Genomic DNA, 26912 nt, shown 5'->3' on the forward strand with positions numbered 1-26912 from the left:
TATCAAATTTGCTTATCTGATGTCTCAAAACTCCTGAATTGACCCGCGGATGATTTCGGCTACCGTCCCGCTTTCCAGAGTTCGAGGATCCAATGCCGCAATCTGCCCGCCTGATAAATCCAATCCTGGTCGTGGGATGTATCATAGTCACGGTCAGTTTCGCCGTTCGTGCGTCTTTTGGTGTTTTTCAGATTCCAATCGCTGACGAGTTCGGTTGGCTGCGCACGGACTTTTCGATGGCGATCGCGATCCAGAACCTTGCATGGGGGATAGGTCAGCCGATTTTTGGAGCCATTGCCGAAAAGGTAGGAGACAGGCGTGCAATCTTCTTGGGCGCGTTGACCTATGCGGCGGGTATGGTGCTGTCGGCCTGGTCCGTTACCCCCTTTGAGCACCAGATGTATGCATGGCTGGTGGGCTTTGGCATTGCTGGTACTGGTTTCGGCGTCATTCTGGCTGTGGTTGGCCGCGCCTCCTCGGATGAAAACCGGTCGATGTCGCTTGCGATCGTGACGGCCGCGGGCAGCTTCGGGCAGGTTTTAGGCGCTCCGGCGGCAGAGTGGATGTTGACGTTCCTGCCCTGGCAGCAAGTCTTCATCGTATTCGCCGTCGTTATTCTGGCTTTGGTGGTGACCTTGCCTTTCATGCGCGCACCGCAAGCCATCAGCAGGGACGAGCTGAAAGAAAGCATGGGCCGGATTTTGACCAAAGCCTTCAGGGACCCATCCTATACGCTGATCTTTTTGGGCTTTTTTAGTTGCGGCTATCAGCTTGGCTTCATAACCGCCCACTTTCCTGCTTTCGTGACCGAAATGTGTGGCCCGATCCAACCGGGAGGTGTTCTTCATTCAATCGGCATTACGTCCACTTCGGCTTTGGGGGCCGTATCAATTTCTCTGATAGGAATGGCAAATATAGCCGGCACACTTTTGGCAGGCTGGGCTGGAAATCATTTCCCTAAAAAGTACCTCCTGGCCGGGATCTATACCGCTCGTACGCTGGCGGCGGCGGCCTTCATAATCTTTCCGATTACGCCGGTTTCCGTTGTGGTCTTTTCGCTGGTAATGGGGTCTCTCTGGCTGGCGACGATACCGCTTACATCAGGGCTGGTCGCACACCTCTACGGCCTGCGCTACATGGGCACTCTCTACGGGATCATCTTTTTCAGCCATCAGCTTGGCAGCTTCCTGGGTGTTTGGCTGGGTGGCCGTTTATATGACCAATACGGAGACTACACCTTTGTCTGGTGGATCGGAGTCGCCATTGGCGCGTTCAGTGCAATCGTCCACTTGCCAATACGCGAAAACAGAGTTGCAGTCGCTGCCTGATCTAAACGGCTTCGCTCGGCTTCAATAATCCTTCGGCTACCAGTCGCTTTGCCCAACCCTGCGGTCCGTCGAAATGGTGTGTCTGCCAGCCCCGTGATTGTGCCGTTTCGATATTTTCCATCCGATCGTCGGTGAACAGCAACGTCTCAGGTGGCAGCCCACAATCTTCCTCGACCATCTGGTAAATTGGGATATGCGGTTTCACGGCCCGCATCCTTCCCGAGACATAGTGCCGGTCGAATTCGTTTAAGAACGGGTAAACAGTTGTAGCAAAGTCAAAATTCTGGACCCCGAAATTTGTAAGAGCATAAACCGGGATACCGTTTGCACGCAGCGCGCGCTGGAGGCGAACAGAATGAGGGATTTCAGGTGCGGCAAGCTCGATCCACTTGTCATGCCACATTCGGATTTCTTCGCGCCAGTCGGGGTAATTCTCAGCCCAGTCATAAATCGTTTCGGTAAAGTGATGGCCCTGATCAACAAGGTCATTCATTCCGTGCAAATCCACTTCGGCAAACATTGCCCGGCGACGATCTTCTCCGATCACCTTGTCGTAGTAACGCTCGGGCTGCCACTCGATTAGAACATTTCCAATGTCGAAAATTACGGCTTCAACCGGCATGAGCGCACCTGTACTGCGAAATTCTATCGCCACCGACTGAACCAATATAAACAAGGATTTACAAGGCCCAACCGCAGCGCGCAGCGCTGCACGGCCCAACCGGACGAGCGCATCTTTGATGTGCGTCTGACGGGCGGGAGTGCTAACCCCTCAACGCGCTCCTGAGTTCTCGTTCCAAAGCATCCAGAAACCGAGACCGGTCCGCCTTGCCGAACGGCTTACCACCGCCGCCCGTACCCAACGGATTGGCCGCGCGCAGGTCGGCCATCAGGTCGCGCATCGCCAGTTGCTGCCCGATATTTGCCGCAGTGAAGGTTTCGCCGTTGGGTCGCAGGACCCGCGCGCCAGCCTCCACACATTTTGCGGCAAGCGGGATGTCGGATGTGACGACAACGTCGCGTGGCCCACAACGCTTGGCAATCCATTTGTCAGCCACATCCGCGCCCTCCGGCACGATCACAGTCTGCACCAGAGGGTTCGAGGACGGGCGCAGCCCTCCGTTCGACACCAGCTTCAGGGGCACTTTGTGCCGGGTGGCCACACGTTCGGCTTCGGCCTTCACCGGGCAGGCGTCTGCATCGATGTAGAGAGTCGTCACGCTTTTTTCGCCTGTGTCTGGACCGGCTTTTTGCGCACCTTGAACTCCTCGGGAATTGGCATGCGGTTGAAGGCATCCAGCCCCGCGATCTTGTAGGCTTCGGCCAGCGTGGGATAGTTGAAAGTGTTCTGCACGAAATAATCCACCGTGCCTTTCAGGTTCAATACAGCCTGGGCGATATGGATCAGTTCTGTGGCACCTTCACCCACGATCTGCACGCCCAGAACCCGACGTGTTTTCAATGAAAACAGCATCTTCAACATTCCGTGCTCTAACCCCATTATGTGCCCGCGCGAGGTCTCGCGGAACCGCGCGACACCGACCTCATAGGGGATTCCGCGTTCCTGCAACTCTTCCTCGGACATGCCGCAGGTGGAAATTTCGGGCACCGAGTAGATGCCATAGGGGTACCAGGGGCTTTCCGGCAGGGTAGGGGTTTCAAGCGCATGGCACGCTGCGACGCGCCCTTGCTGCAACGAGGTAGAGGCCAGCGAAGGGTGTCCGATCACGTCACCGGTTGCGTAGATATGGGGCACGGCGGTCTGATAGGTTTTGCGGTCCACTGTGATTCGGTTGCGGTGGTCCGTCTCCAATCCAACGGCCTTTAGGTTCAGGGCGGATGTTGCGCCCATTCTACCGGCAGCGAACAACAGCATCTCGGCGCGAACATGACGCCCGTTTGCCATCGTCACTTCAACATGCCCCCCGGCATCTTCGATTTTCTCAACCGCCGAACCCAGCCGCAGGTCGACACCGTTTTCGCGAATCTGGTGGGTAAAGTCGTGGATTAATCGGCTGTCGATGAAATCCAGGAAGGTATCGCGCGGTTCGATCAATGTCACCCGCACGTCCAGCGCCGAGAACATGGTTGCGTATTCGACACCAATCACTCCGGCCCCGATCACGACCAGAGAACGCGGAATCTCGGCCATTTCCAGAAAGTCGTCGCCGTCAACGACGGTCTTGCCGTTAAATGGCACATAGTCGGGGCGGTACGTTTTTGTGCCTGTGGCAATCAGGAATTTCGAGGCCGTCAGACGCGTGGTTTCGCCTGCATCCGTGGCTACCTCGACCTCATGCGGCCCTACAAACCTTGCCAGACCATTCAGGGTTTCAACATGGTTTCGGTTGAACTGATGCTCTAGCACATCAACCTCATGGTCCAACGTCATGTGCAACCGGGCCTTCAGGTCTTCGGCGCGGATTTGATCCTTTACCCTGTAGGACCGGCCATAAAAGCTGCGTTCGCGCCAGCCCGAGAGGTTCAGCACTGTCTCGCGCAGGGTTTTCGACGGAATCGTGCCGGTATGAACCGAGACGCCTCCGAAGCGGTCCTTTCGGTCGACAACCAATACACGCCGTTTCAGCTTGCCTGCCTGAATCGCAGCCGCACGTCCTGACGGGCCTGATCCGATGATGATCAGGTCAAAATCATATTCGCTCATGCCTCAGTCTCCGTATAGCGCCTCGGCGTGGAATGAGATGTGGTCTTCCATGAAGGTCGACACAAAGAAATACGAGTGGTCATAGCCGGGCTGTAGTCGAAAGGTTGCCTGTTGGCGACGCTCTGCAATGGCCTGCGCCAGTTTTTCCGGTCGCAGCAGGTCGATAAACTGATCGTTGGCCCCCGTATCGATCAGAATGGGGCCGTCAAAGCCCTTTTCTTTCATCAATAGCGCTGCATCATGTTTGACCCACTTCGCCTCGTCCTCGCCCAAATAGGCGCTCAATTGCTTGCGGCCCCAATCTGCTCCGGTTGGGTTGGAAATTGGTGCAAAGGCGGAAACTGACCGGTATCTTCCGGGCAGGTTCATCGCGAGGGTCAGCGCGCCGTGACCCCCCATTGAATGGCCCGTGATTGCTTGTCGGTCGCCGTCAATGGCGAAACGATTGATCAGCAATGCCGGCAATTCCTCGGCCACGTAGTCCCACATGTTGAAATGCGGTGCCCAAGGTTCCTGTGTTGCGTTCACGTAGAACCCGGCCCCTTGCCCCAAATCATAGTCGTCATGGTCGGCGATGCCTTCGCCGCGCGGAGAAGTGTCGGGGAACACCACAGCGATACCCTGTTCTGCGGCCCACGCCTGTGCACCTGCCTTGGTCATCGCATTTTCGTGGGTGCAGGTCAGGCCGGACAGGTACCACAAAACCGGGACGGGGCCGTCCTTGGCCTCGGCAGGCAGAAACAGGCCAAATGTCATATCGCACTGGCAGGCGGTAGAGGCATGGCGGTAGACGCCTTGAACGCCTCCGAAGCAGGCGTTTTCCGAAAGGGTTTCCATCTGGCTTGTGTCCTTACGTTAGGTTCGCGGCATGGCTATCCTTACCAAGCTCTTGCGTAAAGCCCGAGCGTGGCCGAGGGCAAGAATTCTTGGCGAATAACAAGACTAAGGCGCTCCGACCCAGGCTATGACCGCAGGTACGGTCAGGATACTTGCGACCGTGGACAACAAAATTGCTGCCGATGCCCTATGAGGGGCCACGCCATAATGTGCGGCCAGCATATAGACATTGCCAGCCACCGGCAGGGCGGCTGCGGCGATGGCAATGGATGCCGGGAAAGTGGCGACAGGAATTATCCAGATCAGAACGACGGCGACGCAAGCGGGGTGGATCACCAGCTTGCAAAAGCTCAGCCAGCCTGCGATCTGCACACGCTCGGCGGATTTGCTGGCCAATGATGCCCCGATAGCAAACAGGGCTCCGGGTGTCGCCGCTCCGCCGAGAATGGTCAGAAAATCGTTCAAGGGCGCGGGTACCGGAACTTGAAAGGCAGACCAAAGCAGCCCTGCCGAAATCGAAACGATCATGGGATTCTTGAGCAGCCCCAGACCAATCAACCGGAAAGTGGAAGGTGTCAAACGCCCGTCACGTCCGCCATTGATCAGGATCACAATCAGCGAGGAAAACACCACCAGATCAACGGTAAGAACCAGCATGACCGGTCCAATAGCGGCTTCGGTGAACAGGAGGGCCAACATCGGCAGGCCCAAAAAGCCGACATTGCCGATTGCCGCGCATTGCGCTTCGACCGCAGCGGTGGGGATATCCAGCCCCCTGATCCATGCAACGCACGAAGCCAGAGCGTAAACCGCCGCTGTGCCAACAAGATAGCCAACCACCAGCCGCGCGTTGAAAATTTCCGCGAAGGGAAGTGTGGCCGCGAATCGAAACAGCATCGCCGATAACGCAAAGAAGAAAACGAACTTGGTCAGGTATGCCGTTGCTTCTTCTGAAAAGAACCGGCTGCGCCCAGCCCAGAATCCCAGGCCGATGATCGCAAAAAAGGGAAGCGTGCGCAGAAAGATATCGACCATGCCCAGAGTGTTAGCATGGTTTGTCTCAGCGACAAGGCACGACGCACCCGTTGATCTGGCTGACAGCCCCCAACGGCCAGTCCATTCTCCGGCATGGTAAAATTGCCGTGCTCAACCGTTCCAAAAGGGAGCAGCCTGTGCGAATCGTTGAATCTGAACTGAACGGTTTATAAACTCGAAATCCGCATCCGAGGAGAGATCATGTCCGAAACAGCCGCCATTCTGCGTACAGGTCGAAAGTTCGATCAAGTGGTGCGCGGAGCCCGAGAGGTGTTCATGGCGGATGGCTTTGAAGGGGCAAGCGTCGATGACATCGCGCGCGCGGCCGGAGTTTCCAAGGCCACGCTTTACAGCTATTTCCCCGACAAACGCCTGTTGTTCATGGAAGTCGCCCAGACAGAATGCAGTCGAATGGCGGAAAACGTCGTGTCGATGGTCGACGATTCCAAGCCTGTGCGCGAGGTTCTGACCCTTGCAGCAACCCAGTTGACCACTTTCCTTGTTTCCGAATTCGCGCAGCAAGTATTCCGCATTTGCGTAGCCGAGCGTGACAGGTTTCCTGAACTGGGACAGGCGTTTTACGAAGCGGGTCCCAAGAACGGCGCGCGTCACTTGGTGGAATATCTGCAAAAGGCGGTGGACAAGGGCGAATTGGCGATTGAAGACCTGCAGATTGCAGCCGAGCAGTTCTCCGAGCTTTGTAAAGTGCGGGTTTGGTCGCGTGCCGCTTTCGGTATTCAGACCAGCTTTTCCCAGGCTGAGATAAACGAAGTCGCGTTGCAAGCGGTGGACATGTTCATGGCGCGCTACGCGGTTTGAACCCAGTGATCCCAAACGATGTCTAAAAAATGTGCATGCACCTGCGGGTGTGGCGCTGGAACGACTGTTCGATTTGACAGGCTGACAGTTCTGGAAAAACATCGGGCGGACGAAGCGAAGGGCATGTAACTTTTGACGACCGAGAATTCCAGCTTTTCCCGACGCCTGAACGACTTGCTTGTTCAGATATACCCTGAACACGATCAATCAGAGTTGGCGCACCAGATCGTTGAAGCCTTCTGGCCTCCTGAAACTCACAGGCGCAAGCAGGGGCGTAAGCCCGGCAACAAGCTGTGGTCGGAAAAGGACAGCGTTCTAATAACCTACGGCAATTCGATCGAGGATCAGGCACACAAGCCCTTGGACCTGCTGCACGATTTCCTCGTGCGACACTTGAGCGGGGTGGTAAACGGCGTTCACATCCTGCCATTTTTCCCGTTTACATCTGACGACGGATTCGCGGTTTCCGACTACTACAGCGTCAGTGCTCAGCTGGGTGACTGGCCAGACATCACCCGTATCGCGGATGATTTTCATCTGATGTCCGATCTTGTGTTAAATCACGTCTCAAGTCAGGGCGCGTGGTTCACCAACTACCTTCAGGGCAAGTCACCACACGACCGGTTTTTCTTTGAAGCATCACCCGAGGACGATCTTTCCGAAGTTGTGCGGCCTCGTACCACGCCTTTGCTGCGACAGGTCGAAACAAGTGATGGTGAGAAGTACGTATGGTGCACCTTCAGCCACGATCAGGTTGATCTGGATTTTTCGAACCCAGAGGTTCTGGTTGAAATGCTACGGATCATCCGCCTGCATATCGACAAGGGTGTTCGGATATTACGACTGGATGCTGTGGCCTTTATCTGGAAGGAAATCGGCACCAACTGCATTCATTTGCCGCAAACCCACGCGATCGTCCAATTACTTAGACTGCTGTGCGACTACGCCACTGAAACACTTGTACTGCTGACCGAAACAAACGTCCCGCGCACCGAGAACCTGAGTTACTTCGGCAACCGGAACGAGGCGCATGCCGTCTATAATTTCCCACTCCCCCCCTTGATCCTGCACGCAATGCAGTCGGGCACGGCGCAATATTTGTGTGAATGGCAGGCTGCGATGCCACCGGCCCAGTTGGGGTGCGCGTATTTGAATTTCACCGCCAGTCACGACGGAATAGGAATGCGCCCGGCAGAAGGATTGCTGCCGCCCGACGAGAAAGAGCGCATGATCGACACGGTGTGCCGGATTGGTGGTCTGGTTTCGATGCGTACCCTTCCGGATGGGCGCGAGGAACCCTACGAGTTGAACTGCGGCTATTTTGAAGCCATGCGCGAGACGTTCCATGGCGAAGATCGCTATCATCTGGCGCGGTTCATATGCTCACAAACCATCGTGATGTCGCTTGAGGGTATTCCGGCATTTTACATTCATTCGCTTCTGGCGACTCCGAACGATCACGCGGCCGTGGAACGTCGCGGTATGAACAGGGCGATCAACCGTCACCGCTGGCACTATCCTGACCTTTTGGCGCGGCTTGCAGATCCAGGCTCTAATCAGGCGCTTGTGCTTTCGGAATTGTCCCGTCGTTTACGTTTGCGCGCTCAACAGCCTGCGTTCCACCCGAATGCCACGCAGTTCACCCTGCGGCTGGATGAACGCGTGTTTGGCATATGGAGACAAAGCCTGGACCGCAGCCAGTCAATCTTTGCGCTGCACAACGTCTCGGCCGAACAGGTCCACGTCAGTCCTGCCGAGATCAACATGATTGCCGAAGAAGTATGGACCGATGCCCTAACCGGAGAGATCCTGCCCACAAATGGGCCAGATATCGTTCTGGCCCCTTATCAGTGCCGCTGGATCACGAACGCGGAGTAAACTCGTCGAGATCGCTGGATACGGCAGCCTTCAACCGCAAAAGAAACTCTGGGTCGGCTGAATGAACGCGGTTCCATGTTGGAATGAACGGAGTCTCGTGCGGGTTGTCCAGGAATACCTGTCCGGCGCGGATGATGTTTTCGGCGAACAGCTCGATGGACTTTTCTTCTTTGTGGCGGTCCAGCTCAAGCCCGTTCATTTTGGCATCGGTGTAGTAACCCTCGAGCAGGTCCAGCGCGGATCGGTAATACGTCGCCTTGAGTGTGCGGAAAGTGTTCGGCGTAAACACCGTGCCATCGGCGGCCAGCTTTCTGAAAATCGCCTTGCAGATATCGGTGGACATACGGCTAAGGCCGCGATTGGCGTCCTCGGGCGAAAGGTCCTGATGTTTGTGGTCGTAATTGTCGGCAATCTCGACTTGGCAGACCGATTTGGGCGCAAGGTTGCGCCACGCCTCAGACAGAACGCCTATCTCAAGCCCCCAGTCCGAAGGGATACGCAAATCAGGCAAGGTGGGAGTGCGGATCGCAAACTCACCGGACAGTGGGTAACGGAAGCTGCGCAAGTAATCTAGGTAATCTCGGTCGCCAATCACCTTTTTCAAAGCAATCAGCAGGGGGCTCACCAGCAAGCGCGTCACACGACCGTTCAGCTTGCCATCCCCAATACGGGGGTAGAACCCTTTTGCCATCTGGAAAGGAAAGGTCGGGTTCACCACCGGATATACCAACCGGTCCAGCATTTCTCGGTTGTAGGTCACGATATCACAGTCGTGGATCGCCATAACGGAGCTGTCGGCGCAGGCCAGAAGGTAGCCGATGCAAGACCAGACATTCTTGCCCTTGCCGGGTTCCTGCGGTGCCAGCCCCAATTCGCTAAGATGTGTTTGCAGATGCGTCAGTCGGGGGCTGTCGTTCCAGATAACGGCGTGGTTCTGCGGTAGGTCAGAAAAGAACTCACGCGCTTTGCGGTATTGTTCTTCATCCGCTTGATCCAACCCGATAATGACACGATGAAGATACGAAACCTGCGACAGTTCCTTCAGGATTCCGGCAAGCGCGGGTCCTTCCAGTTCGGAATACAGGCATGGCAGGATCAGAGTGATTTTTCGGGTCTCCGCAAAGACAGAAATCTCGTGCGACAGATGACCGGTGGGCCTGCTGCGCAAATTGTGCAGGGTCGTGATGTTTCCGTTCTGGTGGAAGTCTGCCATGTCTATAGCCTCGTTTTCTCAGAGGTCCGCGGTCAGTGTCAGGATTGCATCCGACCAGCCGCGGGGACCACTGTGTTCTGTTCTCAGTATGCGCGTTTCGATCTGTGGCGGGAAAGGTGGAATGCCCGGACCGTCCGGATTTGCCACCACAACACCTTGATCTGCCGCCTTCAGCATTTCTGTGTCATTTGGCGCGTCACCCAACGCGATAGAGCGCGCAGGTTTCAACTTGCGAACGACGTCGCGCAATGCGTCGGCTTTGGTCTTGCCGAATGACAGCGTCAGAAATCGCCCGCCCTGGCGGGCGTGGACACCCAACTTCAGAGCTTCTGCCTTGAAGTGGTCCAGTTCGGCACTGCTCGTTGCCCACAGCCCAGGTTCGCTGAATTTTCGCATGCGCGCACGGGCCGCCTGCGTGAGGTCAAGACCAGTTATGTCTGCCACGTCCTGGTCTGACATGTCACCAAACCCCACAAACCCCGCCGGCAATCGCTCAAGCGCAGTGCGAAGGTCACGATAACTCTCACTCTCGATATCGGGCGCATCAGGCCACAGGACACCCGCGCCGTTTTCGATGATTGCGGGCACATGGGCATAGCCGAGCTCGTCCTGCAGAGGAGTGATTTCAGCGGCTGTCTTGCTGCTGGCCAGAACAAGCCCTGCGCCGATCTCGGACAAGCGCATCAGCCCCGGTTTTGCCGCTGTCCAGCTATAGTCATGATGATCCAGCAAAGTGCCGTCCAAATCGGAGAATACGAGCAGTGGACAGGCAGTGGTCATGAGAGTGGGTAGTCAATTCGTTCGTTCATTGGTCCAAAGTAAAGGTCTGGGCGGGCCGGATGTAAATCCGCAGTGGTGAAACTCCGGTCAGATACTAAGCGTATGCCTAATTTTTAAGCGCAACTTTGTGCTAGCAAAGGTCGTTCAGTTTAGTTCGCACTAAAACGGGACGACGCAAAGACTCAGCGATGTCTGGCGCAGTTTCGAGATTTGCATTCTTGGTCTTACAACAAAATTTTTTGTGCGTAAGCCGCATCAAGGCGCGGTCCGTAGTCTCAACCTTCAACTAAGATCAGGAAAAGCCTGCCCTATTTCGACCGCCCTGTCTGAAAGCTGCCGCCGGTATTGAAGTCTTGATCTGAGTTGACAATGGATTTTGTATTTTGGATACATTGGGCGCAGATTTCGCAGCGATGAAAGTCGCCAAAGAATGTTCTGACCAAAGAGAGCAATGCGAAAATCCGACAAAAAATTTTTCTGGGAGGAACTCATGAAACTTAGATTATTGGCAGCGACCGCAGCGATTGCGTTGTCCAGTGCTGCGGCTCAGGCAAACACATTGGTGTATTGCTCGGAAGGGTCGCCCGAAGGTTTTGACCCCGCACTTTTTACGGCTGGCACCACTTTTGATGCCTCCTCGCATCCGATCTACAACAGACTGCTGGAATTTGAGACCGGCACAACCAATGTCATCCCCGGGTTGGCGGAAAGCGTTGAGGCCAGCGATGACGGTCTGGAATACACATTCAAACTGCGTGAGGGCGTAAAGTTCCACTCGAACGACGAATTCACCCCGACGCGCGATTTCAATGCCGATGACGTGATTTTCTCGTTCATGCGCCAAAAGGACGAGGGCCATCCCTACAATCAGGTTTCGGGCGGAACCTGGGAATATTTCCAAGGCATGGGTATGCCTGACCTCGTAGAGTCGATCGAAAAAATTGATGACTACACCGTGAAATTCACCCTTTCCAAGCCCGAAGCACCTTTCGTCGCAAACATGGCGATGGATTTCGCTTCGATCCTGTCTGCCGAATATGCGGATGCGATGATGGAGGCCGGGACACCGGAAAAGTTGAACACAGCACCGATTGGCACTGGTCCGTTCTCATTCGTGGCGTATCAAAAAGACGCTGTGATCCGCTATGCCCAGAACGCCGACTACTGGAAGGCACCGGCAGATGTGGAAAACCTGATTTTTGCGATCACACCGGATGCATCAGTTCGCTATCAAAAACTGAAGGCGGGCGAATGCCACGTGATGCCTTATCCAAACCCCGCCGACATTCAGGCGATGAAGGATGACGCCGACATCAACATGATGGAGCAAGAGGGTCTGAACGTCGGGTATCTGGCCTACAACACCACCGTCGCGCCGTTTGACAACCCAAAGGTGCGCAAGGCGCTGAACATGGCGATCGACAAGCAAGCGATCATCGACGTCGTGTTCCAAGGTTCGGGCCAGGCGGCCAAGAACCCGATCCCGCCGACCATGTGGGGGTACAACGACGCGATCACCGACGATCCATATGATCCCGAAGCGGCCAAGGCGATGCTGGAGGCCGAGGGTGTTTCGGGCCTGTCCATGAAGGTCTGGGCAATGCCTGTGCAGCGTCCGTATAACCCGAACGCCCGCCGTATGGCCGAATTGATCCAGGCGGATTTCGCCAAGATCGGCGTGGATGTCGAGATCGTGTCATATGAATGGGGCGAATACCTGTCGCGCTCGAAAGAGTTGAACCGCGACGGAGCCGTTCTGCTGGGCTGGACGGGTGACAATGGTGACCCGGACAACTTCCTCGCTGTTCTGCTGGGTTGCGACGGCCGCGAAGCCTCGAACCGCGCACAATGGTGCCACCAGCCGTTTGAAGACCTGATCCTGCAGGCCAAGCAAACCACCGATCAGGCCGAGCGCACAAAGCTGTACGAAGATGCGCAGGTCATCTTCAAGGATCAGGCACCCTGGGCCACCATCGCGCATTCGGTCGTTTACATGCCGATGCGGAATGAGGTGCAAGGCTACAAGGTGCATCCGCTGGGCGGTCACATCTTCTATGGCGTAAGCGTCGAATAAAACACCACTCACAGGCCGGAGCTGCCCGATGCGGTGGCTCTGGTCTACTATTTTGGGAGGTCGGCGCTCATGCCGGATTTGTCCGAATACCGTCAACTGGCAAAGGACATGTCAGTAGATGCCGTTGCACTCGTGCCGGGCCCGAATTTTACCCGCGCATTGGGAAAACCGTTCATGAGCCACGAACGGCCGTTCGTGGTCGTGATCCCGGCCAAAGGAACGCCGGCCGCGATTGTTCCCAATCTGGAACTTGGAACATGGGGCTTAGTTGGTTTTGACGGAGCTGTTTTCGACTGGATGGATCAAACGGGATATGACAATGCCTTTGCTGCATTGGCAGAGCATATGCCTTTGAGTTCGGTCGCCGTTGAAGGGCAAGTGATGCGGGTTTTTGTGTCCAAAGCCCTGACCAATGCGATGCCCAACTTGCAGATCGTGGACGCCGAACGCGAGATTTCAGGCTTGCGGGTCATCAAGACTGACGATGATATTGCCGCTTTGCAGGCCGCCATCAATATCTCGGAACGCGCCCTTGAACGGGTGATTTCCGAGGTCCGTATCGGTCAAACCGAAAAACAGATTGAACAGGCGCTAGTCCAGGCGCTGTTTGCCGAAGGCGCAGCTTCGCTGGCTTTTGCGCCGATAGTCGCCGCCGGGGATAACTCGGCGCAACCGCATGGCAAAGCACGCGCGGACTATCAAATCAAACCCGGCGACGCGTTGCTGTTTGATTTCGGAGCGCGCAAGCATGGCTTTGCCGCAGACATCACGCGCACTTTCTTCGTAGGTGAGGTCTCGGACGAGGGAAGGGAAGTCTATGATACCGTTCTGCGCGCCAATCTCGAAGGGTTCAAAGCCTGCCGTCCCGGCGTGACGGCCCATGACATCGACGACGCGGTGATCAGCGTGCTAGAGGCTTCGCCCTATGCCGATCGGATACGCACCAAGACCGGCCACGGTCTGGGCCGCGACGTGCACGAAGCGCCATATATCATGCGCGGCAACGACCAGAAAATCTTGCCGGGCATGGTCTGGACCAACGAGCCCGGCCTGTACGATCTGGGCAATTTTGGTGTTCGTATCGAAGATGATGTACTTGTTACCGAGGATGGCTGTCGGTCTTTGACCAGTTTTCCCAAAGATCTCACAATTATAGGTCGCTGATGTTTGGCTACGTACTTACACGCCTTGGCATGTTCGTTCCGACATTTCTGGGCGTGACACTGATTTCCTTCATGTTCATCCGGGTGCTGCCGGGCGACCCCATCATCGTCATGGCTGGTGAACGCGGCATGACCGAGGAACGCTATCAGGAGATGGTGGTCAAGTTGGGCTTCGATAAACCAGTTCTGCAGCAATACTGGGACTACCTTGTCGGCGTGATGCATGGTGATCTGGGCGAAAGCTTTGTCACCAAGAAACCGGTTTGGGATGAGTTCTTCGCCCTGTTCCCCGCCACGCTGGAACTGTCGATCTGCGCGATGATCTTTGCGGTGGCTTTGGGCCTGCCCGCAGGTGTGATCGCGGCGGTGAACCGAGGCAAGTTTTTCGATCGGGCACTGATGTCTTCGGCATTGGTTGGCTATTCGATGCCGATTTTCTGGTGGGCGCTGCTGCTGATCATCGTGTTTTCGGGCAATCTGGGCTGGACGCCGGTCTCGGGGCGGATTGACCTGCTGTATTACTTTCCAAGCGTGACCGGATTCATGCTGATCGACAGCCTGTTGTCCGGGCAGGAAGGCGCGTTTGGCTCTGCCGTCCGCCACCTGATCCTACCGACAATTGTTTTGGGCACTATCCCGCTTGCCGTCATCGCACGTCAGACTCGGTCAGCCATGCTAGAGGTGCTGGGCGAGGATTACATTCGTACCGCCCGCGCCAAGGGACTCTCGCCCACACGGATCAACGGGCTGCACGCGCTGCGCAACGCTCTGATCCCGGTGATCACGGTGATCGGGCTTTCTGTGGGCACTCTGTTGGCAGGCGCGATCCTGACCGAGACGATCTTTAGCTGGCCGGGCATTGGCAAATGGATGGTCGACAGCATCTTTCGCCGCGACTACCCCGTGGTGCAGGGCGGGCTGCTCATGATCGCCGTGATCGTCATGCTGGTAAACCTGCTGGTCGATGTTCTTTACGGCATCATCAACCCCAAAATCCGGAGGCGGTGATGACTGAAGTGTCTGCAAACGCACCCAGAACCGAGAACCGCCCCAGCGCCCTGCGCGAGTTCTGGTTCTATTTCAGCGAAAACCGGGGGGCTGTCATCGGTCTCTATGTGTTCGCGGCCTTCGTCCTCTGCGCGGCTTTTGCACCGTTGCTGGCGCCCTATGACCCGACCGAGCAGTTCCGCGACCACATTCTGCAACCTCCCTCTTGGCAGGAGGGCGGAAGCTGGGCCTTTCCGCTGGGTACCGACCCTCTGGGCCGGGATATGCTGTCGCGGCTGATCATGGGCTCTCGCTATTCCTTCTTTGTCGGCATCGTCGTGGTCTGTGTGGCCGTGACGGGTGGCGTGATCATCGGGCTGTTGTCTGGTTTTGCGCCGAAATGGGTGGATACGCTGATCATGCGGGTGATGGATATCATCCTGTCCTTTCCGTCTCTGCTGCTGGCGCTGGTTCTGGTGGCGATCCTTGGGCCGTCACTGACCAACGCGATGATCGCCATCGCCATTGTGTTCCAGCCGCATTACGTGCGCCTGACCCGCGCCTCGGTTCTGGCCGAACGGCAAAAGGACTATGTCACATCGGCCCGTGTGGCGGGCGCAGGCAAGGCGCGGCTGATGTTCAAAACCGTGCTGCCCAACTGTCTGGCTCCGATCATCGTGCAGGCGGCGCTGTCGTTTTCAACCGCTATTCTGGACGCCGCTGCGCTTGGCTTTCTGGGCATGGGCGCGCAGCCGCCCACTCCGGAATGGGGCACCATGCTGGCCGAAGCGCGCGAGTTCATTCTGCGCGCCTGGTGGGTGGTCACCTTCCCCGGTCTTGCCATTCTTGTCACGGTGCTTGCCATTAACCTGATGGGCGACGGTCTGCGCGACGCGCTGGACCCGAAACTGAAGCGGAGTTGACGACATGAGCCTGTTGGATATCCGAAACCTCACCGTCGAATTCGCCACCGCCTCGGGCAAGTTCCGCGCCGTGGACGGGGTGGACCTATCCGTCGACAAGGGCGAGCTGATGGCGATCGTCGGCGAAAGCGGCTCGGGCAAGTCGGTGTCGATGCTGGCTTTGATGGGACTGCTGCCTTGGACAGCGACGATCACAGCCGATCAGTTAAGTTTTGAGGGCATCGACCTGACAACAATTTCGGCCCGTGACCGCCGCAAGATCATCGGCAAGGACATCGCCATGATCTTTCAGGAGCCGATGTCCTCGCTGAACCCCTGTTTCACCGTTGGGTTCCAGATCAAGGAAGCGTTGCGTATCCATCTGGGACTAAACCGCAAGGATCGCCATCAGCGTGCGATTGAGTTGTTCGATCTGGTTGGCATCCCAGCACCCGAAAGCCGCCTGAACACTTTCCCGCACCAGATGTCGGGCGGGATGAACCAGCGTGTGATGATAGCGATGGCTATTGCCTGCAACCCAAAGCTGTTGATCGCGGATGAACCGACAACAGCGCTGGACGTAACCATTCAGGCGCAGATTCTGGACTTGCTGGTGCGGCTGCGGGACGAACAGGGGATGGGTCTGGTCCTGATCACCCATGATATGGGCGTTGTTGCCGAAACCGCTGAAAGTGTTCAGGTGCAATATGCGGGCCAAAAGGTCGAGGAACAGCCTGTGCGTGATCTGTTCCGCACTCCGCGTCATCCCTACACCTCGGCGCTGCTGAGTGCGTTGCCCGAACGGGCGACATCAAAAATGCTGCCGACTATTCCCGGTGTGGTGCCGGGGCAGTTCGACCGGCCCAAGGGATGCCTGTTCAGCCCGCGCTGTCAATTTGCGGATGATGTCTGCCGCAACTCGCCACCTTTGCCGCATAGCGCAGAGTTTGGCAAAGCGCGCTGTCACCATGTAGAAAAGATCGCCGCCGGAGAGCTGGTATGACTTCACCCATCGTAGAGGCGCGCGCGCTGGCTCGGCATTATGAAGTAAAGGGCGGGCTGTTTTCAAAGCCCGTCACGGTCAAGGCTCTGTCCGGTGTGGATTTTGAACTTGAACCAGGCAAGACCCTTGCCATTGTTGGCGAGTCCGGTTGCGGCAAGTCCACGCTGGCGCGGGTGGTCACGATGATCGAGGAACCCACTGCAGGCGTCCTGTCCATCGAAGGTGTCGAAATCACTCCGTCTCAATGGGCGCAAATGCGCGAGACTGTGCAGATCGTGTTTCAGGATCCGTACGGCTCGCTCAATCCGCGCCAGCGCATCGGGCAGATCCTGCAAGAGCCGCTGATTATCAACCGCCCAGATATGTCCGCCGCCGACCGTGAGGCGCGCGCACGCGAGATGATTGAGCTTGTCGGCCTGCGCCCTGAGCATTACGACCGCTATCCGCATATGTTCTCGGGTGGGCAACGGCAGCGGATCGCTATCGCGCGGGCGCTGATGCTGAACCCTAAGGTGTTGGTGCTGGACGAACCTGTCTCGGCCTTGGACGTCTCAATACAGTCACAAATCCTGAACCTTCTGGTTGAACTGCAAGAACGCCTGAACCTCGCCTATCTGTTCATTTCGCATGATCTGTCCGTGGTGAAGCATTTTGCCGACGATGTGATCGTCATGTATTTGGGTCGAGCGGTTGAGAAAGCTCCGAAAGAGCAACTTTTTGCAGCACCCCGGCATCCGTATTCAAAAGCACTGTTGTCGACAACGCCGCGCGCGGACCCAGAGGCCCGCAAGGAGCGTATCAAGCTGGAAGGCGAGTTGCCTTCACCGATGAATATCCCGCAAGGATGTGCTTTTGCACAAAGATGTTGGCTGGCGACGGACGCGTGCCGAGCGACTCCGCCGGAACTGAGCGGACAAGAGCATCAGGTGGCCTGTCTGCATCCACTGGATTGATGGTACTGGCTAGTCCTCGGTTTGGCGGGTTGCGACAACCATTGCCAGCAACTGCTCCTTCGTTCGCTGAATGTGATTGGTCAGCAATTCGCAAGCGGCATCGACTTGGCCTTTCTGCGCCAACGAGAGCAGTAGGCGATGGTCTTTCTTCGCAGGCTCACGTTGCTCCATCACGCTGAGATGCATCCGAACGTAACGGTCAGACTGTAGGTTGACGCGTTGAAGGATCTCGTTGGTGATCCCGCGATCCGCCGCCGCATACAGGGCTTTGTGATACTCGTAATTCAAACTACCCCACCGGCCGACGTCATAGGCTTCGTATGATTTCTCCATATCGTCCAACAACTGTTCACAAGTGGCGAAATCAGAATCTGTCATTTGCGGAATGGATCGTCTGAACAGGTCCACCTCTAGCAGGATGCGCAGATCAAATATCTCTCCGATTTCTGACAGGGAATGAGTCGTCACGGACGCACCGCGATTGTTGGTCAACTGGACAAGTCCCTCGGCATCAAGCCGTTTCAACGCTTCGCGGATCGGCATGCGCGATACATCATAATCTTCGGCCAATGCCTCTTGGCGGATGGTTTCCCCTTCGATCATCTCACCGCTCAGTATTCGCTCTCGCAGATCGTTTGTTATGACTTCGGGCAGGCTTTGACGTGGGATCGCGCGCGTTCTGGGCATTTGACAGTCTCAGGAATTACAGATTTGTATCCAAAATACAAAATGAAGTGACTATTTCCAAGAGTCTTGAATATGCTGTCTAGAATAGTCTGTATTCAAGACGCAGCGTTGGCGATTGAACCGCTTTTTGACCCGACGAACGGAGGAGGCAATGGACAGTCAGCGTTTCTTACCCAGAGGAGCGATTTCTGTAGACGTGCCCTATGACGGGCCGCCAAAAAGGTTCTACTTTTTACTGCTACCCAATACCACAATGCTGGCTTTCAGCGCAGCAATCGAACCGCTGCGTATTTCAAACCAATTGGCAAGAAAGCAGTTGTTTGAATGGTATGTTCTGACACCCACCGGGGCACCAGTAACCTGTTCAAACGGGATACGTATTCAAGCGGATCAGCCGATGCGCGATCTGGAACAAGGCGCCTATACATTCGTATGTTCCGGAACTGAGCCGATGTCATCGTTTGAAACCTCGGTCCTGAACTGGATACGCAAGCAAAAGGCGCATGGCTGTGATTTCGGCGGCATCTGCACTGGCGCTTTTGCATTGGCCAAGGCTGGCTTGATCGGAGACAAACGGTTTACCGTCCATTGGGAAAATCGACCCGGGTTCTGCGAGAACTTTGCGTCAATGGAACCAACGCAAAACCTGTACGAGATTGATGGCAAATTACGCACCTGCGGCGGAGGACATGCCAGTACGGACATGATGTTGGAAGTCATCGAGGAACTGTTCGGAAACGCTCTGGCGGTAAGTGTGTCCGAGATGTGTCTGCACCGTCGTGTAGGTGAAAGCGGCAGCAAGCAGGTTTCGCCTGTCTCGCCATTGCTTGGCACCCGGAACGCGAAACTGATCGAAGCCGTTCAGATCATGCGCGACAACATTGAAACTCCGCTCAGCCTTGAGGCGGTTGCCGACCAAGCATCACTGTCGCGCCGACATATGGAACGCCTTTTCAGGCAGCATGCCAATATGTCGCCGGGTCGGTTTTACAACGATTTAAGACTGGATCGCGCTTTCGCGCTTTTGAATGAAACCGATCTCAGCGTCGCGGAAATAGCCTTTGCGTCCGGGTTCACCAGCGCTGACAGGCTTTCGGTCCATTTCCGAGCGCGCTACAAAATTTCTCCGCATAATTTTCGGCGGTCGTGGTCTCACTAGCTCTCAAAGACGGCGACCTCTGTGCGAGCGATCAAGGCCGCGGTAGGTGAAAAACATGGTCCCGGAGCGCCTTTTGAACCGGGACCATGCAACGGCTATAGGGCAGGGGCGGGCCTATCCTTGAATGACAGCCTGTCGCTGTACGCCCAATCCTTCGATCCCAAGTTCCATCGTATCACCGGATTTAAGATAGGTTTGCGGTGTTTGCCCCATACCAACACCCGGAGGTGTCCCTGTCGAGATAACATCCCCCGGCTGCAACGACATGAACTGCGACAGGTGTGACACGACTGTAGCGACGCCGAAATGCATCGTTTCGGTCGAGCCGTCCTGATACCGGTGGCCGTTAACCTCAAGATACATTGGCAGTTTTTGCGGATCACTCACTTCGTCCCGCGTCACCAGCCAGGGACCGATCGGCCCAAACGTGTCTGCCGACTTGCCTTTGACCCATTGCCCCGAGCGATGGAGCTGAAAGTCCCTCTCGGACAGGTCGTTGACCACACAATAGCCCGCCACGTGGTTCATTGCTTCGGCCTCGGACACGTATTTCGCCTCTGTCCCGATGACGACACCCAGCTCAACTTCCCAATCGGTCTTGCGCGAACCTCGCGGAATTTCCACGGTGTCATTCGGGCCGATGATCGCTGAGGTTGCCTTGAAAAAGATCACCGGTTCGGCCGGCAATTCCATTCCACTTTCAGCAGCGTGGTCAGCGTAGTTCAGACCGATGCAAATGAACTTGCCGACCTGACCCACACAGGCGCCGATACGGGTATCCGCACCAACGGCCGGTAACGTCGCCAAGTCCAATGCGCGCAGTGAGGAAAGACCCCCGTCGCTCAGGACCGCGCCCGAGATATCATCAACAACGCCCGACAGATCACGGATCGTTCCATCATCGTCGAGAATTCCGGGTTTCTCCGCGCCTGCGGGACCATGCCTTAGCAGCTTCATTTCTAGTTCCTTTTCGGTTCAGATGGTCCAACCGCCATCAATGGAAAACGGTTGTCCCGAGGTGTATTTGCTGGCGTCACTGGCCAAATACAGCGCAAGTTCCGCAATTTCGTCCGCCGTTCCAATGCGCCCCATGGGTTGACGCGCGATGAAGTCGGTCATTGCCTTTTCATAGTCGCCGGTCGCCCTCAGGCGGTCATGCAGGCTGGGGCTGTCGACCGTTCCCGGGCAGATAGCGTTGCAGCGAATTCCTTGTGTCACAAAATCGGCGGCAACAGATTTTGTCAGGCCGATCACGGCAGCCTTGGACGCGCAATAGGCGAACCGGTTCGGAACACCCTTTATGGACGACGCGACCGAAGACATGTTGATGATCGATCCGCCACCGTTTTGCAGCATACCCGGCAGGACCAGACGGATCAGCCGGTACATGGCTTTGACGTTCAGATCAAAGCTGAAATCCCAGTCCTTTTCTTCACATTCAAGGATCGAACCGCTGGCCACAAATCCGGCACAGTTAAACAGAATATCCAGAGACGGCAGGCCCGCCGCTACTGATTGAACGGCGTTTGCATCCGTTACGTCCAGCTTCAACGCAGTCACACCTTTCAGATCATTCAGTTCGGCCAGAGCGGTGTCATTGATGTCACTGGCGATAACGTTGGCGCCTTCTGCCGCAAACAGCTCGGCCGTGGCACGACCTATACCCTGACCCGCAGCGGTAATAAGAGCCGTTTTTCCGGCAAGGCGACCGTTGGAATGTGAATCTGTCATGACGTACCTCACGCTTGCTCGGTCAGAAGTTCTGCCGGGATGTCCTGATAGCAAACCGGACGCAGGAAGCGCCGGATCGACAATGTGCCGACCGAGGTTGCGCCGAAATTGGTTGATGCAGGGTAGGGGCCGCCATGCACCATACTGTCACAGACTTCGACGCCGGTCGGGAAGCCGTTGGCAAGCAGCCGCCCTGCCTTTCGCTCGAGCACTGCAACAAGTTTACGGGCCAGAGTTTTATCGCCATCGTCCATATGCAGGGTGCAGGTCAACTGCCCTTCGACCGCGTTGGCGATCTGAAGCATTTGATCATCGTCACGGACTCGCAGGACAATCCCCATTGGCCCAAAAACCTCTTGGTGAAGGACCGGGTTGTCCATCCAGTCGTCACCCGAAACCACAAAAAGGTTTGGCGCGGCACTGCGTGGTTCGCTGTCGTTGGTCACGACCTGCGTAACACCCGCCTGATCCGCAATTTGCGAGACACCGGCGCGATACGCCTGCGAGATGCCCTCTGTCAGCATCACCTGCCCGGAGATTTGGTTCAGCGCGTCCTGCGCTGCCGTCTGAAACGCATCCGCATCTGGTCCGTCGATGACAACGGCAATACCGGGATTGGTGCAGAATTGCCCCGCGCCCATTGTCAACGAGCCAGCCCACCCTGTACCAACGTCCGCACCCCTTGCCGCCATTGCTTGCGGAAGCAGGAACATCGGATTGACAGATCCAAGCTCTCCGAAAAAGGGAATGGGCTCGGGGCGCGCGGCGCAAAGGTCAAACAAGGCGCGGCCTGCTTGCAGCGACCCGGTGAAGCCGACCGCTCGGATCAAGGGGTGTTGAGCAAGTGCAGAACCGACTTCGATACCGTCGCTTTGAATCAACGAGAATGTGCCCGCCGGAACCCCCGTTGCGCGGATCGCGGCATCAATGGCTTGCGCAACGATTTCCCCGGTGCCGGGATGCGCCGGATGGCCCTTAACGACCACAGGGCAGCCTGCGGCCAAAGCCGAAGCCGTATCACCACCGGCCACCGAAAAGGCGAGCGGGAAGTTGGACGCACCGAACACAGCAACCGGGCCGAGCGGTCGTTGGATCATGCGGAGGTCCGGCCGAGGTAAGGGCGCGCGATCCGGCAAAGCGGGATCATGGCGCTGGTCGAGATATTCGCCCTGCTCAATGTGGTCGGCAAACAGCCTTAGCTGGCCGACAGTTCGACCGCGCTCGCCCTGCAAACGCGCCTCGGGCAGGCCGGTTTCCCGGCAGCCGATCGCGGTTATGGCATCACCGCGCAGATCGATCTCATCGGCAATTTGGCGCAAAAACGCCGCGCGTTCAGTCCGTGTGGACCATCCGTAAGTCACAAAGGCATCTTCGGCGGCCTTCACTGCGGCATCCACATCCGCGGGGGTTCCGCTGGCAAAACTGTGACCCGGTCCGTGCGCCGGGGTTGATTGAAACGTCTTGCCCCCGCCGGTCCATTCCCCGGCAATCAAGTGTTTTCCACTCAGCATTTATCGGTCTTTCCTACAGTAGGCCACGTTCGGCCAGATTTCGCATCAGATGAGATGCCCCGAAACGCCATTCAGGACATTCTGTCGACAGGCGAACCGTGTTGGTCAACGCGCCGAGTTTGTCGTTTGAAATTGTGACGATATCGCCCAGCTTGTGAGTAAAGCCTCCGCCGGGTGTATCGCGATCCTGTGTGGGGGCAAAAAGCGTTCCGAGAAACAGCATAAGCCCGTCAGGATACTGGTGATGACGCCCAATAGTCTGGCGAACCAGATCAGCAGGGTCACGGCTGATCTGCGACATCGAAGATTGGCCGTTCAGCACAAACCCGTCCTCGCCGGTCACGGTCAGGGTCAAATCTGTGTCCCGGACATCGTCCAGCGAGAACCGGTCGTCGAACAGCCGGATCATCGGGCCGATCGCGCATGACGCATTGTTGTCCTTGGCCTTGCTGAGAAGGAGCGCCGACCGTCCCTCGACATCGCGCAAATTGACGTCGTTGCCTAGCGTCGCACCCTTGATCTCGCCCTGCGAAGTCACGGCCAGAACGACCTCGGGTTCGGGGTTGTTCCACGTCGAAATCGGATGCAGGCCGACATCCGCACCATGGCCCACGGACGACAACACCTGTGCTTTTGAAAACACCTCGGCGTCGGGGCCGATGCCGACTTCAAGGTACTGACTCCACAGCCCTTCCGCGATCAGCGCCTCTTTGACCTTCGCGGCATCTTCGGAACCCGGCACGATACAGGACAGGCTTTCTCCGATGCGAGTGCCTATGCGATCACGAATGGCATCGGCCTTGGCGGGGTCACCTGCGGCTTGCTCTTCGATTACACGCTCGACCATGGAACCTGCGAACGTGACTCCGCAGGCTTTGACCGCTTGCAAATCGCAAGGCGCCAACCATTGATGCCCTGAGTCCAAAGTTCCGATTGCAACGCCGGGCACCGAGCGGACATAGTTCGCCGCATCGCCCCGCTCCAGAACGTCCCTTACGGTCGGCGCGGTTTTCGACGTAATGTCAAATACTTGACCGTCTCGAATTGTCACCACAGCCGGACCAATCCCCGGGCGTTCCACACGCCCCAGCCATAGACCTTCACTGTCCAAATTAGGAAAAATCATTTCAGTCCCTGAGTTTATAGGCTCGGGCGGCGTTGTCCCCCAGAACCGCATTGCGTTCGGTTTCACTCAATGCGCCTAGCAGAGCATCCGTTGTTTCCAGCCAGCGCTCATAACTGCTGGCCAACGTGCAGACCGGCCAATCGCTGCCCCAAATCAGCCGCGATGGACCGAACGTGTCCAGCAAAAGCTGCACATAGGGGCGCAGGTCTTCGATGCTCCAGCTCTCAGCCGCTTCGGTGACCAGGCCGGACAGTTTGCAATAGGCCTTGGTGTTTCTGGCGAGCGCGCTCATATCTTGAGCCCATCCGTCGATAACGCCGTCCCGTATCAAGGGTTTAGAGCCGTGGTCGATGACCGTGCGCAAATCTGGGTGGCGATCCAATAGCTGGCTCAGGGGTGCAAGATGCTGGGGCAGGGTCAGCGCATCGAAAGTCAGATCATTCTGTTGCAGCGCTTCAAACGCCGGTGTCAGGCTGTCTTTGATCATCCACTCGGGGTCGGCAATATCCTGAATCATCGGCCGTAGCCCAACCAGAACAGGGTTTGCGGCCAGTGCCCCCATTCGCGAAGGCGCATCGTCGGCCTCAAAGTCGACCCACCCGACGACGCCCTTGATAAACGGCGTCTGATCAGCAAGTGACAGCATGTATTCGGTTTCCGCCAGTGTCGGAGCGGCCTGGACCAAAACCGTGCCCTCGATCCCGGCCGCATCCAGCAGCGGGGCCAGATCGGTTGGCCCGAAATCCCTGTAAATCGTCGCCAGATCAGGTGTGAGCCAGCCATAATCCCCCCGGCTCAACGCCCAGAAGTGCTGGTGCGCGTCGATCCTCATCCAATCACACCTTTCTTGAGGATGATGTTGCCATAAAGCCGACGCTCGCCGGTCTGGACGATCGCGAAGGCTGTCGAGGCGCGGTCGTAGAACGCAAACCTTTCCAGCCCTTGAACCTGAACCGGATGGTCTGCGGTATCCAAGATAATCTGCTGAAAGTCTGCAACGGCCTCGGGGATGGCATCTGGGTCGCCTACAACCTGCATGATCAGTGCGGGGTCGGGGACGAAGCTGTCCAAGGGCATTACGGACAAAACAGCCCGCAGGATTTCGCTCGCACTGGAACCGTCAGCCCGAATGCACTGTGGCCCAGAACTGGAACCCGGAAAATTGGCGTCTGCGATCACGATCTCATCTCCGTGACCCATCGCACGCAGGGCATACAGCAATTCGGGTGACAAAACCGGGTCGATGTTACGCAGCATCGGCGGCCTCCACGGGCAGTGGGGCATCAGGCCGGATCAGACCTTCGCTGCGCAGGTCCGACCATAGACCCGCAGGAATTTCCCGGTCGAGCAATGCGACATTTGCTTGAACCTCCGCCGCGTTGACGGCACCGGGAACAACCGTTTTGACACATGGATGCCCAAGGACAAATTGCAAGGCGGCTGCTATCAGCGGAGTGTCATGCGCCGCACAAACCGCTTCTATCTTGCGCACATGATCCAGAATTTCGTCAGGGGCATCAGCATAGTTATACTTGGCGCCAGGCACGGACCCGGTCGCGAGAATCCCCGAGTTATACGGTCCGCCCAGTATGATCCCGACATCGCGCTTTTCGCACAATGGCAGAAAACTGTCCAAAGCCTCTTGTTCAAGAAGCGTGTAGCGACCCGCAAGAAGGAAACCGTCAAAATCGCCGAGCCCGAGAAGTCTTTCGCAAACCTGCCATTCATTCACCCCAGCCCCAATCGCCGCTATTTCACCGGCGTCGCGCAATTCGACCAACGCCTTGTAGCCTCCGCCATCGAACAATTCACGGACCTTCGCGTCCGACATTTCCTGGCTTCCCTGGCTAAAGACACACACGTCATGAACCAGTAGAATGTCGGCGTTGGCTACACCAAGGCGTTCTCGGCTGGCCTCGTAGGACCGCATCACGCCGTCATAGGTGTAATCAAACACAATGCGCTTTTGCGGAACGTCTACAAAGGCTTCGGGCGTGACTTCGTGCGGCTCACAGTCCAGCAAAAGTCGTCCGATCTTGGTCGACAACTGAATGTTCTCACGCCCGAACCGAGCGATAGCCTCGCCAAAACGAAGCTCGGACCGGCCCAGACCGTATTGCGGCGCGGTATCAAAGAACCGTATGCCCGCGTCATACGCTGCCTGCAGAGCGGCTTGCGCATCTTCGTCCGACACCTTGCGGTATAGGTTGCCCAATGGCGCACCGCCGAAACCCATGCGGGTCAAGGGTACGGGCCGCGCCGTGCGGCTGTTTAGAAGTTCAGTGCCTGAAGCTGTCATCCTGCCTCTCGTGCGGGTTGGGGAGTGAGGTTGAAAAGACCGGGCTGTTCCTGCAGCAATACTTCGATCCGAGGCATAAGCTGCCCAAGATGGCCACGCATTGCGTTCTGTGCAGCGGCTTCATCCCGATTTTTAATAGCGGTATAGATCGCGCGATGTTCTTCCAGCGTCTCTGCGATCCGCCCCGGCGTCGGCAATAGCAGCATCCGCGCACGGCTGACCTGCAGCGACACGGTCTGAGCAACATCGGCCAGCCGGTTGAAGCCCGTAAATTCCATTAGCAAAGCGTGGAACTCTTCATCCGCCTGATAGAAACCGGGGATGTCCTCGTCTTCGATCAACAGCTCTTGTAGGCGCATGTTGCGGCTCAGCTTCTTGCGCTGTTCTTCCGTCAGATCGCGCGCGACCTTGGCGACCGTTGCCAATTCAAGCGCCTCGCGGAGGAACATTCCCTCGCGGATTTCAGACATCGAAAAATACGACACGCGCGTGCCGGATTGCGGAACCACGTCGACCAGACCCTCTGAAGCGAGCCGGGCGATTGCCTCGGTAACGGGGGCGCGCGAAACCCCAAGACGCTCGCATATGGGTGCCTTTCGCAAGTTGGCCCCGGGCGGAAAATCCAGAGACAGAATTGCCTGCTTGATGGCCGCATAGACCCGCTGCGCAAGCGAGCCTTCGGCCGAAGAAATCTCGCGCAGAAGCTGCGCGTCTATGTCTTGCGGTCTACTCATATTCAATCATCTAGCATACTAACATGTT

At 56.8% G+C, this 26912-nt stretch carries 26 protein-coding genes; 10 read left to right on the plus strand and 16 right to left on the minus strand.

Going from position 1 to position 26912, the window contains the following annotated elements:
* Positions 1-92 precede the first annotated feature (92 nt).
* Positions 93-1328 carry an MFS transporter gene (locus ACR0LH_RS16000; RefSeq protein WP_170417105.1) on the plus strand — a complete coding sequence of 412 codons (1236 nt, stop codon included), beginning with the start codon at positions 93-95 and terminating at the stop codon, positions 1326-1328.
* A gap of 1 nt (position 1329) precedes the next feature.
* On the opposite strand, the gene ACR0LH_RS16005 is transcribed toward ACR0LH_RS16000, so the two are convergent.
* From ACR0LH_RS16005 to ACR0LH_RS16025, 5 genes are all read right to left on the minus strand, one after another.
* The gene (locus ACR0LH_RS16005; RefSeq protein WP_170417103.1) at positions 1330-1950 is read right to left on the minus strand and encodes an HAD family hydrolase; all 621 of its coding nucleotides are present in this window, start codon (positions 1948-1950) and stop codon (positions 1330-1332) included.
* Between the two features lie 142 nt (positions 1951-2092).
* Positions 2093-2548 carry a YaiI/YqxD family protein gene (locus ACR0LH_RS16010; RefSeq protein WP_480721662.1) on the minus strand — a complete coding sequence of 152 codons (456 nt, stop codon included), beginning with the start codon at positions 2546-2548 and terminating at the stop codon, positions 2093-2095.
* Complete coding sequence (sthA, locus tag ACR0LH_RS16015) at positions 2545-3993, minus strand: Si-specific NAD(P)(+) transhydrogenase (protein WP_170417099.1); 1449 nt, start codon at positions 3991-3993, stop codon at positions 2545-2547. Before sthA ends, ACR0LH_RS16010 begins: the two co-directional genes overlap by 4 nt.
* 3 nt (positions 3994-3996) lie before the next feature.
* Positions 3997-4830 carry an S-formylglutathione hydrolase gene (gene fghA, locus ACR0LH_RS16020; RefSeq protein WP_170417097.1) on the minus strand — a complete coding sequence of 278 codons (834 nt, stop codon included), beginning with the start codon at positions 4828-4830 and terminating at the stop codon, positions 3997-3999.
* A 105-nt stretch (positions 4831-4935) separates the two neighbouring features.
* Positions 4936-5865: an AEC family transporter gene (locus tag ACR0LH_RS16025; RefSeq protein WP_170560287.1), complete on the minus strand. Its 930-nt coding sequence runs from the start codon at positions 5863-5865 to the stop codon at positions 4936-4938.
* 201 nt (positions 5866-6066) lie between these two features.
* Between ACR0LH_RS16025 and ACR0LH_RS16030 the strand changes: the two genes are divergently transcribed.
* Together ACR0LH_RS16030 and ACR0LH_RS16035 are read left to right on the plus strand one after the other, a co-directional pair.
* Positions 6067-6684, plus strand: coding sequence for a TetR/AcrR family transcriptional regulator (locus tag ACR0LH_RS16030; RefSeq protein ID WP_170417093.1), 618 nt, complete (start codon positions 6067-6069; stop codon positions 6682-6684).
* Positions 6685-6816: 132 nt separating this feature from the next.
* Positions 6817-8562 carry a sugar phosphorylase gene (locus ACR0LH_RS16035; protein WP_480721664.1) on the plus strand — a complete coding sequence of 582 codons (1746 nt, stop codon included), beginning with the start codon at positions 6817-6819 and terminating at the stop codon, positions 8560-8562.
* Here ACR0LH_RS16035 and ACR0LH_RS16040 read toward each other — a convergent pair.
* Together ACR0LH_RS16040 and ACR0LH_RS16045 are read right to left on the minus strand one after the other, a co-directional pair.
* A complete protein-coding gene (locus tag ACR0LH_RS16040) occupies positions 8546-9775 on the minus strand; it encodes a glycosyltransferase family protein (protein ID WP_170417089.1) in 1230 nt (409 codons plus the stop codon). The genes ACR0LH_RS16035 and ACR0LH_RS16040 overlap by 17 nt on opposite strands.
* Before the next feature lie 18 nt (positions 9776-9793).
* Positions 9794-10555 carry an HAD-IIB family hydrolase gene (locus tag ACR0LH_RS16045; protein ID WP_170417087.1) on the minus strand — a complete coding sequence of 254 codons (762 nt, stop codon included), beginning with the start codon at positions 10553-10555 and terminating at the stop codon, positions 9794-9796.
* A 490-nt stretch (positions 10556-11045) separates the two neighbouring features.
* Between ACR0LH_RS16045 and ACR0LH_RS16050 the strand changes: the two genes are divergently transcribed.
* The 6 genes from ACR0LH_RS16050 to ACR0LH_RS16075 all read left to right on the plus strand — a co-directional run bounded on the left by ACR0LH_RS16050 (position 11046) and on the right by ACR0LH_RS16075 (position 17637).
* Positions 11046-12629, plus strand: coding sequence for an ABC transporter substrate-binding protein (locus ACR0LH_RS16050; protein ID WP_170417085.1), 1584 nt, complete (start codon positions 11046-11048; stop codon positions 12627-12629).
* Between the two features lie 69 nt (positions 12630-12698).
* Complete coding sequence (locus tag ACR0LH_RS16055) at positions 12699-13793, plus strand: M24 family metallopeptidase (RefSeq protein WP_170417083.1); 1095 nt, start codon at positions 12699-12701, stop codon at positions 13791-13793.
* Positions 13793-14800 carry an ABC transporter permease subunit gene (locus tag ACR0LH_RS16060; RefSeq protein ID WP_170389381.1) on the plus strand — a complete coding sequence of 336 codons (1008 nt, stop codon included), beginning with the start codon at positions 13793-13795 and terminating at the stop codon, positions 14798-14800. Before ACR0LH_RS16055 ends, ACR0LH_RS16060 begins: the two co-directional genes overlap by 1 nt.
* Positions 14800-15702 (plus strand): ABC transporter permease subunit, encoded by a 903-nt coding sequence (locus tag ACR0LH_RS16065; protein ID WP_170417081.1) that lies wholly within the window; start codon positions 14800-14802, stop codon positions 15700-15702. Before ACR0LH_RS16060 ends, ACR0LH_RS16065 begins: the two co-directional genes overlap by 1 nt.
* A gap of 4 nt (positions 15703-15706) precedes the next feature.
* On the plus strand, positions 15707-16684 hold the full coding sequence (locus tag ACR0LH_RS16070) for an ABC transporter ATP-binding protein (protein WP_170417079.1): 978 nt from the start codon (positions 15707-15709) through the stop codon (positions 16682-16684).
* On the plus strand, positions 16681-17637 hold the full coding sequence (locus ACR0LH_RS16075) for a dipeptide ABC transporter ATP-binding protein (protein WP_170486196.1): 957 nt from the start codon (positions 16681-16683) through the stop codon (positions 17635-17637). Before ACR0LH_RS16070 ends, ACR0LH_RS16075 begins: the two co-directional genes overlap by 4 nt.
* A 9-nt stretch (positions 17638-17646) precedes the next feature.
* Here the strand turns inward: ACR0LH_RS16075 and ACR0LH_RS16080 are convergent, their stop codons facing one another.
* Positions 17647-18324: a GntR family transcriptional regulator gene (locus tag ACR0LH_RS16080; RefSeq protein ID WP_170417075.1), complete on the minus strand. Its 678-nt coding sequence runs from the start codon at positions 18322-18324 to the stop codon at positions 17647-17649.
* Positions 18325-18475: 151 nt separating this feature from the next.
* Between ACR0LH_RS16080 and ACR0LH_RS16085 the strand changes: the two genes are divergently transcribed.
* Positions 18476-19483 carry a GlxA family transcriptional regulator gene (locus tag ACR0LH_RS16085; protein ID WP_170486195.1) on the plus strand — a complete coding sequence of 336 codons (1008 nt, stop codon included), beginning with the start codon at positions 18476-18478 and terminating at the stop codon, positions 19481-19483.
* Positions 19484-19597: 114 nt separating this feature from the next.
* On the opposite strand, the gene ACR0LH_RS16090 is transcribed toward ACR0LH_RS16085, so the two are convergent.
* From ACR0LH_RS16090 to ACR0LH_RS16125, 8 genes are read right to left on the minus strand one after another with little or no spacing between them, the layout of a single operon-like run.
* Positions 19598-20440 carry a fumarylacetoacetate hydrolase family protein gene (locus tag ACR0LH_RS16090; RefSeq protein WP_480721665.1) on the minus strand — a complete coding sequence of 281 codons (843 nt, stop codon included), beginning with the start codon at positions 20438-20440 and terminating at the stop codon, positions 19598-19600.
* Between the two features lie 18 nt (positions 20441-20458).
* Entirely contained in the window at positions 20459-21214 is a 756-nt protein-coding gene (locus ACR0LH_RS16095; protein WP_170417069.1) for an SDR family oxidoreductase, read from the minus strand.
* Between the two features lie 8 nt (positions 21215-21222).
* On the minus strand, positions 21223-22725 hold the full coding sequence (locus ACR0LH_RS16100; RefSeq protein WP_170417068.1) for an aldehyde dehydrogenase (NADP(+)): 1503 nt from the start codon (positions 22723-22725) through the stop codon (positions 21223-21225).
* Between the two features lie 13 nt (positions 22726-22738).
* The gene (locus tag ACR0LH_RS16105) at positions 22739-23851 is read right to left on the minus strand and encodes a fumarylacetoacetate hydrolase family protein (protein ID WP_170417066.1); all 1113 of its coding nucleotides are present in this window, start codon (positions 23849-23851) and stop codon (positions 22739-22741) included.
* A gap of 1 nt (position 23852) precedes the next feature.
* Entirely contained in the window at positions 23853-24683 is an 831-nt protein-coding gene (locus ACR0LH_RS16110) for an amidohydrolase family protein (RefSeq protein ID WP_170417064.1), read from the minus strand.
* Positions 24680-25108, minus strand: a complete 429-nt coding sequence (locus ACR0LH_RS16115) for an RbsD/FucU domain-containing protein (protein ID WP_170417063.1) — start codon at positions 25106-25108, stop codon at positions 24680-24682. The genes ACR0LH_RS16110 and ACR0LH_RS16115 overlap by 4 nt, the downstream gene beginning before the upstream one ends.
* Positions 25098-26150: an aldo/keto reductase gene (locus ACR0LH_RS16120; RefSeq protein WP_170417061.1), complete on the minus strand. Its 1053-nt coding sequence runs from the start codon at positions 26148-26150 to the stop codon at positions 25098-25100. The genes ACR0LH_RS16115 and ACR0LH_RS16120 overlap by 11 nt, the downstream gene beginning before the upstream one ends.
* Entirely contained in the window at positions 26147-26884 is a 738-nt protein-coding gene (locus ACR0LH_RS16125) for a GntR family transcriptional regulator (protein WP_480681596.1), read from the minus strand. The genes ACR0LH_RS16120 and ACR0LH_RS16125 overlap by 4 nt, the downstream gene beginning before the upstream one ends.
* Positions 26885-26912: the final 28 nt, after the last annotated feature.

The sequence above is a fragment of the Ruegeria sp. CL6 genome, assembly GCF_056536465.1.